The organism is Xenorhabdus sp. KK7.4 (assembly GCF_963876465.1).
Taxonomy (GTDB): domain Bacteria; phylum Pseudomonadota; class Gammaproteobacteria; order Enterobacterales; family Enterobacteriaceae; genus Xenorhabdus; species Xenorhabdus stockiae.
In genome coordinates this window covers 12,223-25,342 of sequence record NZ_CAWNQF010000089.1, presented here as the reverse complement: position 1 = coordinate 25,342, position 13,120 = coordinate 12,223, and the positions used below count along the sequence as shown (strand labels likewise).

At 46.0% G+C, this 13,120-nt stretch carries 8 protein-coding genes; 3 read left to right on the top strand and 5 right to left on the bottom strand.

Annotated features, from left to right (window positions below):
* The first annotated feature begins 608 nt into the window (after window positions 1-608).
* Window positions 609-5,711, top strand: a complete 5,103-nt coding sequence (locus tag AACS90_RS15620) for an RHS repeat domain-containing protein (protein WP_099120640.1) — start codon at window positions 609-611, stop codon at window positions 5,709-5,711.
* A 320-nt stretch (window positions 5,712-6,031) separates the two neighbouring features.
* On the opposite strand, the gene phoA is transcribed toward AACS90_RS15620, so the two are convergent.
* From phoA to AACS90_RS15600, 4 genes are all read right to left on the bottom strand, one after another.
* Window positions 6,032-7,501, bottom strand: coding sequence for an alkaline phosphatase (gene phoA, locus AACS90_RS15615; protein WP_099120639.1), 1,470 nt, complete (start codon window positions 7,499-7,501; stop codon window positions 6,032-6,034).
* 258 nt (window positions 7,502-7,759) lie between these two features.
* Window positions 7,760-9,253 carry an aldehyde dehydrogenase family protein gene (locus AACS90_RS15610; RefSeq protein ID WP_099120638.1) on the bottom strand — a complete coding sequence of 498 codons (1,494 nt, stop codon included), beginning with the start codon at window positions 9,251-9,253 and terminating at the stop codon, window positions 7,760-7,762.
* Window positions 9,254-9,267: 14 nt separating this feature from the next.
* Window positions 9,268-9,648: a cupin domain-containing protein gene (locus AACS90_RS15605; protein WP_099120637.1), complete on the bottom strand. Its 381-nt coding sequence runs from the start codon at window positions 9,646-9,648 to the stop codon at window positions 9,268-9,270.
* Between the two features lie 81 nt (window positions 9,649-9,729).
* Complete coding sequence (locus tag AACS90_RS15600) at window positions 9,730-11,031, bottom strand: NAD(P)/FAD-dependent oxidoreductase (RefSeq protein WP_099120636.1); 1,302 nt, start codon at window positions 11,029-11,031, stop codon at window positions 9,730-9,732.
* A 374-nt stretch (window positions 11,032-11,405) separates the two neighbouring features.
* Here AACS90_RS15600 and uriH point away from each other — a divergent pair, with 374 nt between their 5' ends.
* Entirely contained in the window at window positions 11,406-12,359 is a 954-nt protein-coding gene (gene uriH, locus AACS90_RS15595; protein ID WP_099120635.1) for a uridine-preferring nucleoside hydrolase UriH, read from the top strand.
* 109 nt (window positions 12,360-12,468) lie between these two features.
* Here the strand turns inward: uriH and AACS90_RS15590 are convergent, their stop codons facing one another.
* The gene (locus tag AACS90_RS15590; RefSeq protein ID WP_099108856.1) at window positions 12,469-12,708 is read right to left on the bottom strand and encodes a helix-turn-helix domain-containing protein; all 240 of its coding nucleotides are present in this window, start codon (window positions 12,706-12,708) and stop codon (window positions 12,469-12,471) included.
* Between the two features lie 147 nt (window positions 12,709-12,855).
* Here AACS90_RS15590 and AACS90_RS15585 point away from each other — a divergent pair, with 147 nt between their 5' ends.
* Entirely contained in the window at window positions 12,856-13,068 is a 213-nt protein-coding gene (locus AACS90_RS15585) for a helix-turn-helix domain-containing protein (protein WP_099108857.1), read from the top strand.
* Window positions 13,069-13,120: the final 52 nt, after the last annotated feature.

Sequence of the window (13,120 nt, the reverse complement as noted above, 5' to 3'; positions counted from 1 at the left end):
TAATGTATATTTACTGAGAATGCCATGCTGATTATTAATATTCGAGACATGATTAATTATCATGAAATATCAAAAAACACACCTATTTCATTAAAAGGTAATAAACCTATTCTTTATCATTCAGAGAATATGCTATTCATAAAATAATCAAGCGCTGCCCATGGTACATATGAATGTAAAGAGACATCAACAACCCATTAAATATACAACAAACGATACGGATCCTAATCAAGTTAATTACCAAAGATTTACCCATCGCACACAAAATAAAGGAGATCTTTACCTTTGGTTTCTTTGGGGTAAATATAGCGCGCAGAGAATCGCTGGTGCTAATTATACAATAAAAAAATATATGATGAGAAGAGCCGCTCCAGTATTCAAAGGGAAGCTACTCCACAAGAAAATATATTTACGACACCACGCACCGATGCTATTAGCGTGAGCCTACTTTTTTTCGAAAGTCCAGCGATTAATTTTTGGGATCATGAATCTGATCAAATTCCACAATTCAAATTTCACGATATTTATGGCAATGAATCAGTCTGGCTAAATGGATGCAGAAATTTCCGGCTTCCATCATATCCTTTCCTCAAAAATAGGTGATAACTATGAGCGATAATTTTTTCTCTCAGGCGACAAATTTCCAGAGTTCCGCCACAGGCAGTGTAGATCCGCGCACCGGGTTATTTAATTGTACGATGCCGCTGGCACATCTGATTGGAAATACCCTACTGGGGCCGGAGCTGACGCTGGCGCTGTCCTACAGTCCGCTGAACCCGATGAATATCGGGTTTGGTGTGGGTTTTTCGCTCGGGCTGACACACTATGATAGAGAAAACCAGCTGTTGATGCTCTCTACCGGCGAACGGTATAAAGTCTATGAAACGGATGATTCGGTTTCTTTAAAGCAGTATAAGCAGGATGTAGTGCGGTTTGAAAAGGATGTCACGAAGAATGTTTACCGGGTTATCCATAAATCGGGGCTGATGGAAATCCTCAGTGGTCCCTTGAATGTCTATAATCTTAAAATACCAATGCGCATTATCAACCCGTTGGGGCACTCCCTGAAACTAGCGTGGAATTACGAGATAGTCGGCCTTCCCCGCCTTGCCACGATATCAGATGATAATCAGACGCTACTCAACATCGATTATCAAACCGATATTTATACTGACATGACAGTCTGGCCCGAATCAACGGAATCGTATACCATCCGCCTCATCTTTGAGAATGATCGGGTCACTCAAATTCGTAATAATGTCGATCAGCAGACATTAAGCTGGGGATTGGAATATAAATCAGACAGCGGTTTTCTGACCCGGATTGCTTCGCCGACAGGATTCGTTGAATTTGTCGATTACAACTCGGATGGTCACCAGTTTCCCGACGAGGCCGGCCTGCCGCCTTTACCCTATGTTACCCAATACACACAACAGACAAAAAATTCCCCTGATGTCATCAGGTACTATAAATATACCGAATCTAATTTTCTGGGTTACGGAAATCAGGAGAGCTGGAAAGAGGACGAAGATTACCTCCTCTACGGCAAGATGACCTATTACCTCTACGGCTCCACCGAGTACTGGAACAACGGCAGCGAACAGCGCCACATTATCCGGCGTTACAATAGCTACCACCTGCTGGTTACTGAAAACGTGCAGCAAAACAGTTGCCAGCGCCAGCATGAAACGCACTATTATGCTCAAATCGGGCAGGAATTTGCTCAGCAGCCCCCGCAGTTTCAGTTGCCAAAATCCGCTACCGTCCGGTTTATCACTCAGGCGGATCAACCGGACGATGCCCCGCTGACGAGAGAGGAAACCACGCAGACAGAATTTGATACAGCAGGCAACCCCACCGTACAGATTGCTCCGGACGGTACCCGAACCGAATGGGTGTACTACCCGGCTGAAGGCGAAACATCCACCAAGGATAACACGGTATACTGCCCGGCAGATCCGCACGGGTTTGTGCGTTACTTAAAATCGAAAAAAATCATTCCCCCGCCGGTCACCGGCTATGACGATGTGCCCGTCCATCAGGAGATCTACCGCTATGCTTCCCTGCCCACACGCCCCGATAGCCTGACAGATCATGCGGTGGTGTGTACCCGTCAGGAAGTATACAGCGATGAGACCTTGCTGCATACCCGCCAGACCGAGTACCGGGATCAGCCGGAGGATCCGCATCATGGGCGAGTGGACTCGGTGGTAGAAACCGTGTATAGCCTGCAGGATCCCGCTTCCGCGCAACCCAGCTCCCCGTGGAACAGTCAAAAAACCTTCGTCTATGCCCTGAACGCGGGTCAGCTCCGGTGTACCACACAATGGTGCGGGCATGACGGATTAACGCTCAGTAGCGTACAGGAAAAATCCTGTCTCAGCGGTAAAATCGGCTATCAACAAAATCCGCAGGGCTGCACGACACACTACCTCTATGATGCGCTGGGCCGTTTGTTGACGCAGAAGGATAATGCCAACACCGATTATGCCCGTGAGAAGGGGTACACATATGCCCTTGAAGCGCCGGGTGTCGTTACCACAACGCAGACCGATGTCTGGGGAAATCAGGCCCGTTGCCAGGCTGATGGGCGCGGGCAGGTTTATCAACTGGACATTCTGGCGAAAAAACTGGACATTCTGGCGAAAGAACAAGCGACTACAGACTGGTACCTCCTCTCAAAGAACGGGCGGGATAGCTGGGGGCGGGTGGTGACGCAGTCTCACCATGACACACTACCGACCGGCCCTGATCCTGCGCAGCCCGATACCGTGAAGACGTGCTCGATCTCCCTTAACCAGCAGATCACCTACGATGACTGGGGACAACCCAGCCTGATTACCTCGGATACAGGCCAGCGTAGCCGGCAGGTGTTTAATCCGGTGACCCAGATCACCCGCTGCACTACTGAGGTGGATGGCCTGACATTCGGTTATACGGAAACGGCCTACAATCTGCGACATCAGCCTCTGACGGTAACGCTGTATGACAGCCAGGGCCAATTCGTCAGCCAGCAACAGAACGAGTATGACGGGCTGGGGAGGTTGCGGGCCACGGTGGATGCACTGGCACAGAAAACGCAATACACCTATGACGCTTTTCATCGCGTTGCGACGATAACGTACAGCGATGGTACCGTGGTGCAGAAAAGGTATGCGTCGTTCAGTACGGATAATTTAGTGACGCAAATTGTGGCGGACGGGAAAGTGCTGGGTCAGCGGGTGTTCGACAGCCTGCATCGGGTCACCTCGGTCACGGTAGGCGGTCGGACACATCAGGCAACCTATACCTGTAGTAATCCGGCGCCTGAGACAGTCACTGACCCGCTCAAACAGACGGTTCACCAACAGTATGAACCCCGTCTGGGAAATGCCTTGCTTCAGCGAACCACCGCGGGGATCACCCAAACCTTTAGCTATGACGCCAAAACCGGCGCGATGATAAACGCGGTGACAGAAAAACAGGTATCACAGCAGTGCGAGTATACCCCCGACGGCTTATTGCGGCAGGAAACGACCACGTTTAACGATACCGGTGTGGCCAGGCATACTCAATACACGTATTCCCCGGGCGGCCAGCTGACGGCCTGTCAGGATGTGACTGGCACCCGCCGCCAGCGGTATTTTGATACACAGGGCCGTCCTGTAATGATAACAGACAGCGCGATAAACGTGACGATGTCCTATGATACTGCCAGCCGGTTAAACTGCTGGACGGTACACGATAACGCCCAGTCGCAATCACTGACCACTACACTGACCTGGGATGACCTCGGCCGGGAAACGGAACGCCGGATTGACAGTGGAACGGACGTACTGACCCTGAAGCAGACCTATACGGTGCTCGGTCAGCTCGCCAGCCGGGAAACCCGTTCACAGCAGGCCGGGTTGTTGCGTCAGGAAAGTTATACCTATGATGTCGCCCGCCGCTGGCTGACAGATTACCAGTGTTCGGGCACGGAATGCCCTCAGGATGCGTATGGCATGAACCTGCGCCGCCAGCAGTTTACCTATGACCGGTTGGGCAATATGCTGACCTGTGTGACTACATTGGCGGATAATAGCCGCGACACCGCCACCTTTACCTACAGCCCGTCCGATCCCTGCCAGTTATACCGCATTACCCATACGCACCCGGCCTACCCGGCGAAGATCACGCTGACCTACGATGCAGACGGCCGGTTGATTCAGGATGAGAGCGGGAACCAGCTGACCTACGATGCGCTGGGGCGGCTGATCTCAGTGACGCTGAAAGAGAAAATCAGCACGTACGGGTATGATGCCGCAAACCGACTGGTTCTGCACCGGCTGGACAATACCGGGACACAGGAGCTGTACTATCAAGGTAATGCTCGCGTCGCAGAAGTGCAGCGTGAAAGCGGCACGACAACCCGTCTGGTGCATGCGAACGGCACACCGGCCGCAGTAATCACCGGTGATAAGACCCATTTACTGGGCACCGATGGGCAGGGCAGTCTGCTGATAGACCAACCGGGCAGCGGCACACCGACCCGTTATCGTTACACCCCCTATGGCCAGCAGGCAGCCGATGAGCAGAACACGGCACTGCCCGGTTATACCGGAGAACGTGCCGACCCGACAGGAGGGGGTTATCATCTGGGCAATGGCTACCGCACCTATAGCCCGGTGCTGATGCGGTTTACCGCACCGGACAGCTTAAGTCCATTCGGGGCTGGAGGCCTCAATCCGTATGCTTACTGTTTGGGTGATCCGGTCAACCACAGCGATCCGAGCGGACATATGAGCTGGAGCAGTATTTTCGGCATCGTGCTTGGTACGGTTGGCCTGTTAGCGGGGCTGGCCATGGCCATTCCGACCGGCGGTGCCTCGTTGAGTATAGACGGTGCGATTATAGCGGGTATCGGCTTTTTGGGAGATGCGACCGGCATTGCCAGTGCGGCCACCGAAGAGAGTAACCCGCAGGCCTCCGCCATACTGGGTTGGGCCTCGCTCGGGCTGGGGGCATTGAGTCTGGGCAGTGGATTGCTGGGCGGGCTGACTCGCGGGATGCGGCAGGTGGGTGAGCAGCTGTCCGACAGTTTTGCCCATGGGCTGAGTGGCAGAGGCGCGGCTCAGGCAGGAAGCAGTAGCCACTACGCAGTGACAACAGCTGAAACCGAGTATACTCGTAATTTTAGGAAATTGATGAACTTAGGTGGTTCTGAACTTATTGATAATCAAATGAATACTATTCAGATTGATTGGAATGCCGCTCGACCTCTAATTCCAGAAGGTGAGTATGGGGCAAGTTACAATACACTTTTAAAACTAGGGCTTGATGAATCTCCATCTGGAAGTAATGTATGGAAATTAAAAACGGATGCGTCGGGGTTAGATCGTATTATGGGTGGTAGTCATCATGTAAATATCACAAGAAACACTTACGAAAAATTATATTTGCCATTTATTAATGATGCAACATTAGTTACTCATGCTTCAAATACTAATAATATACGAGCTATAATTGATCACCATATATTAAATAGAATTCCGTTTGATGCAAACATCATGGATTCAATAAGGATATATTGGTCTGCAAGTCATTATAGTGGGACATTTAAAGATTGGCTTGTCGCTGAAATGGTATTAAGATACCCTAATAATGAACAAAGAATAAGAAATATGTCAAATAATATTGTTATTGATGATTCAGAGACTTTTTCTATGTTTTATAACCATTACTCTAGTTAACAGTTCATTTATGAACTTGTTATTAAATGTTCTTATATTATTTAATAATTAGTTTTTTATCTGCATATTATCCATGACACGAAATTAACCTGAAGATAAATCCGGCAAAACCATTATCTCCCCATAAGAGGTAGATAATGGTTTACCATGAAAAATAAAAGATAACTTTATCTATGATCTTATTTCAATTTTATGAGGTACTAATTTTACTTCATTTCAGCTTATATTATCGAATTTATCCTAATCCGATCATTCGTACTGATTATACGTTATTAAACCATTCAGAATTGAACGATGATATTGATCGGGTACATCTTGTCTTATTGTTTCAACCCCATCGCATCACGTATGGTAAAGAACAAATCTGTCTGATCAGTCAAGCCAACGACATTAGCCGCATGTGGGCCATAAGCAGCGACACGTAACTGCGTTCCCGTATGATGTTGCTTACCTTCCTCTGAGTTACCATAATTTACCGTAATAACCGCACCATCTTTGGTAATCAATGAACGAGTCAGGCCGGGTGATTTAACATCATTAGCAACAATCTGGCTGGAATGGGCATGATCAGCGGTAACGATAACTAACGTATCTTCATGCTGTCTGGCATATTTCAGCGCAGCCTGAACAGCTTCATCCAGTGCCACCGTTTCCCCTATTTGGGCGCAAGGGTTAGCTTCATGGTCTTGCTTATCAATCGAAGCACTTTCTACCTGCAAGAAAAACCCATTTTTGTTAGTCTTGAGCAAATCAATCGCTTTCTCTGTTAGCTGTACCAATGTCGGTTCATCAGAGCTACGCTTTGCATTAACCTGGCACTTCACCGGTGCTTCATTAAGATTACCGTGATAAACCGCTTTTGGCCCCTCCCAAATCACATCCATATTTCCATTGCTAAATATGCCTAATAACGGCTTTTTCTGACTGGCTTCTTTAATATTGCCCAGTGATTTTATATCCGTTACCCATTGATAGCCTTGGTTTAATGCCTGTTGCTTTAGGGTATTTCCTTTATTAGCTCCGGCTGTTGATTGTTGATCAAAATATTTAGCCCCTCCTCCCAGAGTGACATCAGCACGCGCTGTCAAAAGTTGTTCCGTGATAGAACCTTTGCCACCTTTATCCAACACTTCCGTCGGGCATTTTTCTAAAGTTTCCTGTGGATCCCGGCATTTACGATTGGTGATATGCGCATATAACGCGGCAGGGGTTGCGTCCTGAATTTCAGCTGTCGTCACATTTCCTGTGGCTTTTCCATTCTGCTTTGCCAATTCCAGTAATGACTGATGTGGCTTGCCGAAAACATCAATGCCCAGCGCACCATTATAGGTTTTCACTCCTGATGCCCATGCGGTAGCTGAAGCAGCGGAATCCGTGACATAATCTGGTTTCTTAGTTTCTTTATCCAGCGAGTAGTGCGTATATTGCCCCGTGAAAGGAAGAGCATCGATTCCCTCGAAAAAACCACCAGCACCTTGCGCGTAGTTGCGGGCCAGCGTAATTTCAGAATCCCCCATGCCATCACCAATAAACAAAATGACATTCTTCGCTTTTGTATTATTTAAGGCTGCTTTGAGTGCATCAGTTTGATCCTGAGTCAGGCGACGGGCACCACCAAACTGAGTAAGATCACCATGAGCGGAACGTTTTTCTGCCATGATATTATCCGCACTATTTTTAGCTTGCGCAGATAAACATACACCTGACGCTAATATAGCGACAGCCATAGCAAGAATATTTTTTGTACGATTATGAAATGTAGAGCGATGGGACAGGTCATTACAGGACATAGGTGATTCCTTATGATCGGGAGAATTAAAAAACACCTTCTACCCAAATAGTAAACACCCAATATGGCATTATTGTGAAACAGAAATGACACATTTATGACAATGCTTATACAGTATTATGGAAATATTTTTTTGGATCAATGACTTTGGAAACATCAGCCTAAAACCATTTTTCAACATTGATAAATGATTAAGTTGCCTCGTTTTGACTGACACGAAGCAACTTTAAATTTCTTAAGCATCAATACACTGCAACTATCAATACCGTATCATGACTGATTTCAGTTCTGTGTAATACTCGATGAATGCCTTGCCAAACTCCCGACCGAATCCTGATGATTTTATCCCTCCGAATGGAAGAGCAGGATCAAGATGAGTATGCATGTTAACCCACAAAACACCGGCCTGAATACGCGGGATCATTCGCATCGCCTTGCTGAGATCATTCGTCCATAAGCTGGCGGATAAACCGAATGGCGTTGCATTCATCATAGCAATCAGCTCCTCCTCGTCATCATAACTGAGGAAAGTCCCTATCGGCCCGAATGTCTCTTCTTTCATCAACGTATCATCTGCACTTTTGGCTCGGATCACGGTGGGCATTACAAAAAAGCCTTTCCCTTCCAGTGCATGGCCGCCATAGACAATTTCATTCCCTTCCTGACGCGCTTTTTCAAACAGGGACAGAATTTTTTCATAGTGCTCTTTATTTGCCAAAGGCCCCATTTCCGTCGTTTCATCAAGGGGAGAACCAATTTTCATCGCTGACAGACGTTCAGAGAGTAACTTCAAAACCGCATCCATATGAACAGAAGGAATATAGAAACATTCTGCTGCTGCACAGATTTGCCCCTGATTCAGATATCCGGCTTCCAATATTCCATCAACCATCTTCTCGACGGGTACATCTGACAGGAAAGCCGCTGCGTTTTTGCCACCCAGCTCCAGCGTTGCACGGAACTGCCCCTGTTCCATAACAGATTTACCTATAAGTTTCCCTGTAGGTACTGATCCGGTAAAAGATACTTTGGAACACAACGGATGAGTCAACAGCGTAGTTCCTACACCGGCTCCGGAGCCATTAACGATATTAATCACGCCATCAGGAATTCCGGCTTCTTTTGCCAGTTCCGCCACGCGCAGCATTGTTAACGGGGTATATTCGCTTGGTTTCAGAACAATCGTACAACCGCAGGCCAAAGCAGCCCCCAGTTTCCAGATGGCAATCATAATCGAGAAATTCCAGGGAATAATCCCGACAACCACGCCGACAGGTTCACGGCGGGTAAAGGCGGTATATTCTTCACCCTTAAAAGATGGCAAAGAAACATTCAATGTTTCACCACTTATTTTACTCGACCAGCCAGCAAAATAGCGCAAGTATTGGGCGGAGGCTTCAACCTCCAGCATACGTGATAACTGAATGGTTTTTCCTGAACATAGAGTTTCCAACTGGGCAAGTTCTTCGCTATGTTTTTGCAGCAAATCCGCCAGCCGTATCAGGCAATTTCCACGTTCCATCGGTGAAGTCCGAGCCCATGAACCATGAAAAGCATCAGATGCAGCCTGCATAGCAGCATTGGCTTCGACCTCACTTCCCTGATTAACGGTAGCGATCATCTCATCAGACGCGGGGTTGACGACTGAAAAGGTTTTATCTCCCTGACCACGAACGGATTGCCCATTGATGTAATGGCCATGAGAACGCTGCAAAAAAGCCGTAACGGACGCCAGCAAAGTGATGTCACTCATGATGTTATCCTCCGTCAGCCTGAAATCTGAGAATTGATACACGCCATATAATGTTTCACGAAGCGTTCACTGGTAATTTCCCACAAAACTTCCGTACCTTTGGCTGCAAACCATGAATCACCTTTGTGATATTCGACCACAACACCGGTTTTAACATCCGTCAGTTTCACAGAACCTTCATGCACCGTTGCCATTTCATCAAAGGGATAAACCATCTTAAATTTCCCTCTGGTACAGGCAAAAATACCACAGGTCAGATTATCATTTGGTTCCCCGTGAACCATGGCAACACTTGCCTGTGGATCACCTTCTACGACAACAGAACCAAGATTAGTTACACTGCCAATCGGCATTAATTCAGGAAGTGATTTCTCTAACAATAACGGCTTTATCATGACTTTTACCTTTCAGAATTTATTGTGCAAAAAAAGAAATTTATTGTGCAAAAAACCGTGAAAACCCAAAAATCAGTAAAACTAACGACGCCCTTTCCAGTAACCTGAAAGCTGATGCCAGCTCTTTCCGAGGGAAAGATAGACATGCCTCAGTTGCTCTTTACCAATAACATTCATATGCGGGATAGAGCTCAGCAAAGAATAACGATCGGAACCCTCACTCATACCTTCTGCCAGCACTTTACAGATAATATGACTTGGTGTTACTCCAAACCCTGAATACCCCTGAACGTAAAAGACATTGTTATGCTGTGGCAAAGAACCTATTTGCGGGAACAGGCTAACGCTACAGCACATCGGGCCTCCCCATGCCAGTTCAATCTTCACGTCTTTCAGGTAGGGATAAACATCCAGCATGCGATTCCGGTTCCATGCTTTTAAATCAGAAGGGATATATTCGAGATACTGCGTTGCGCTACCAAACAATAGCCGGTTCTCTTTAGTCACCCGCCAGTAATTGATGATGGGACTGATATCGCTATAGGCTCCGTGGATAGGGCTGACTCTTTCAATCATTTCGTCTGACAGCTCTTCTGTCATTAACTGAAATGCGTAAGTATTGATTGTTTTTTTATAAATTGTTGGTTCAAGACCATTCAGAAACGCATTACATGCCCACAACATTTTATTTGCCCGTACCGAACCCATTGCAGTACGGACGGTAACTCTTGGGCCATATTCAACATTCAAAACCTGACTGTTTTCGAAAATTTTGACGCCGTACTCTGTAACGGCCTTAGCTTCCCCTAACAACAGATTCAGAGAGTGAACATGCCCACCTCCCATATGTTTCAATGCAGAGGTGTACAGATCTGAACCGATGACTTTTTTAACATCTGAACCGGTATAAAGCTCAATTTCATCATCAGGACAGGCTGCCTGAAACTCTTTCAGCCAACCTTGCAACGTCTTATCCTGCCTGGAGTTATAACCTAAATAGCCATAACCCGGGCAAAAATCCGCATTGATATTATATTTGGCAATCCGCTCCCGGATTATTCCTGCGCCCATATTGCTGATTTTAAATATGGTCTCCAGACCTTTCTCACCGACATGGCGTTTAATCCGATCCAAATCATGACCAATGCCAGCCATAACCTGCCCGCCATTACGCCCTGTTCCTCCATATCCAAGCGTTCTTCCTTCCAGAATCGCTATATTGGTAATGCCTTTTTCTGCCAGCTCCAATGCTGTATTTACACCAGAAAACCCACCACCAATGATAACGACATCAACATCCAGATCTTCTGTCAATGTTGGAAAGCGAAGATCATATTTTTTAGTTGCTGCATAGTATGTTAATGAATCGATCTGATTATTCATATTACACCCCGTGAGCATCAGTCTATACCCTGATATGTTCAGGGATACCTGTGCATTGACTGAATGTTATTTATTCAATTAACGTTTTTTATTCAAGCGATATGATAAATCGAGATCAAAAAACATTAATAAATTAATAAACACACGAATTTGCCATCTGCGATTTCTTATCATTTATATATGAATCACACGCAATTAAAATGCTCAAACCCTTTGTTGTTTATATGTTAATTAAATCACAATAATCAGAATAATTATTAACAAGATTACATTTTTTATCATGTCGTTTTGTGATGGTCAGCGGAGGAATTTTTATTGATGGTGAATTATTCTTGGTGAGTATATTTACTTTAGGCACCATAAAAGGAATGAATATGTCTCCCAAGAAAATTATTCTCGATTGCGACCCTGGTCATGATGATGCCATTGCTATGCTGCTTGCTCATGGCAACCCTGATATCGAACTCTTAGCTGTGACAACTGTTGTGGGCAACCAAACTTTAGATAAAGTTACCCATAATGCGCTTTCCATTGCCCGTATCGCTAATATCCGTGATATTCCTTTTGCTGCCGGCTGCTATCGGCCGCTGGTCAGGGAGATCAAAACGGCTCCTGACATTCATGGAGAAACGGGACTGGATGGCCCTATTTTGCCTGAGCCGGAAATAAAACTAGACGCTCGCCATGCCGTAGATTTAATCATTGATATCATCATGGAACATCCGCCCAAAAGCGTCACATTAGTCCCAACCGCAGGCTTGACGAATATTGCTCTGGCTGTGCGTAAGGCACCACAAATTGTGGAGAGAGTAAAAGAAATTGTATTAATGGGAGGGGGTTACCATGAAGGTAACAGAAGTGCTGTTGCCGAATTCAATATATTAATCGACCCGGAAGCGGCACATATTGTTTTCAATGAAAAATGGCCGCTGACAATGGTCGGATTAGATCTCACCCATCAGGCACTGGCAACACCGGACGTTACTGAAGAGATAGCCAAAATAAATACACGCCCTGCTCAGTTTGTGTTGGATTTACTCCAATTTTATGGAAAAAGTTATCGGATGACACAACGGGGTTTCGACTACCCTCCTGTTCATGACCCTTGTGCTGTCGCTTATGTTATTGATCCCAGTGTCATGAGCACACAAAAAGTTCCTGTTAATATCGAAATGTCTGGAACCTTAACCACAGGCATGACTGTCGCTGATTTTCGCTTTCCGCCTTCAGAGGACTGCCATACCCAGGTTGCGGTAAAACTGGATCAGGCCAAATTTTGGCGACTGGTCATTGATGCCCTAAAAAACATTGGTGAGACCGATCACTGAGAAAGCTACCTGACAAACAGACCAAAATCACCTTTGAGTTAGTTGTATAAGCTCAAAGGTGATAAAATTTCACTTTCAGAATGATATAAGAAACAGAACAACGAATTATTTAACCGGAAGAGATAGAAGCTTTAAAATCGAACAATTCATTCAGCTCAATCTGCAACCCATTCGCAATCACATAAATAATTTCTAAGGTAGGATTTCTGACACCGCGCTCAATACCGCTGACGTAGGTTCGATCCAAACCACACTTATCGGCAAAAGCCTCCTGCGACATCCCGGCTTCTTTCCTGAGATATCTGATCCTTTGCCCGAAAAGGGATTTGATGTTGTTAGGTGTTTTCATCCGATAAGTATCGATTCGTGTTACTTATCCGACCACGGACTATAAGTCACATTTAAATCTAAGTTATGTTATTATGTGTGACTCATAGTCTACTGATAAATTATTTCTTTTTAATTGAAAAATGACAGGTAACCGGAGAAATTAAAAATGGAAAATAAAGATTGGCACTCCGCCGATATCATTGCTGAATTGAAAAAACGTGGCACAACATTGTCAGAAGTCTCACGTACGGCGGGGCTGGCATCATCAACACTTGCGAATGCTCTACAACGCCACTGGCCGAAAGGAGAGCGTTTAATCGCAACCGCGCTGGGACTTACGCCAGAAGAGATATGGCCTTCTCGTTATGAAAAAAAGTAAGCAAAATAAAACCCAGCATAATGCTGGGTTTTATTTTAATGTTAATCAATGA

Coding starts and splice junctions, on each gene's coding strand:
- AACS90_RS15620 (WP_099120640.1), top strand. CDS start 609: ATGAGCGATAATTTTTTCTCTCAGGCGACAAATTTCCAGAGTTCCGCC.
- phoA (WP_099120639.1), bottom strand. CDS start 7,501: ATGTCCTGTAATGACCTGTCCCATCGCTCTACATTTCATAATCGTACA.
- AACS90_RS15610 (WP_099120638.1), bottom strand. CDS start 9,253: ATGAGTGACATCACTTTGCTGGCGTCCGTTACGGCTTTTTTGCAGCGT.
- AACS90_RS15605 (WP_099120637.1), bottom strand. CDS start 9,648: ATGATAAAGCCGTTATTGTTAGAGAAATCACTTCCTGAATTAATGCCG.
- AACS90_RS15600 (WP_099120636.1), bottom strand. CDS start 11,031: ATGAATAATCAGATCGATTCATTAACATACTATGCAGCAACTAAAAAA.
- uriH (WP_099120635.1), top strand. CDS start 11,406: ATGTCTCCCAAGAAAATTATTCTCGATTGCGACCCTGGTCATGATGAT.
- AACS90_RS15590 (WP_099108856.1), bottom strand. CDS start 12,708: ATGAAAACACCTAACAACATCAAATCCCTTTTCGGGCAAAGGATCAGA.
- AACS90_RS15585 (WP_099108857.1), top strand. CDS start 12,856: ATGGAAAATAAAGATTGGCACTCCGCCGATATCATTGCTGAATTGAAA.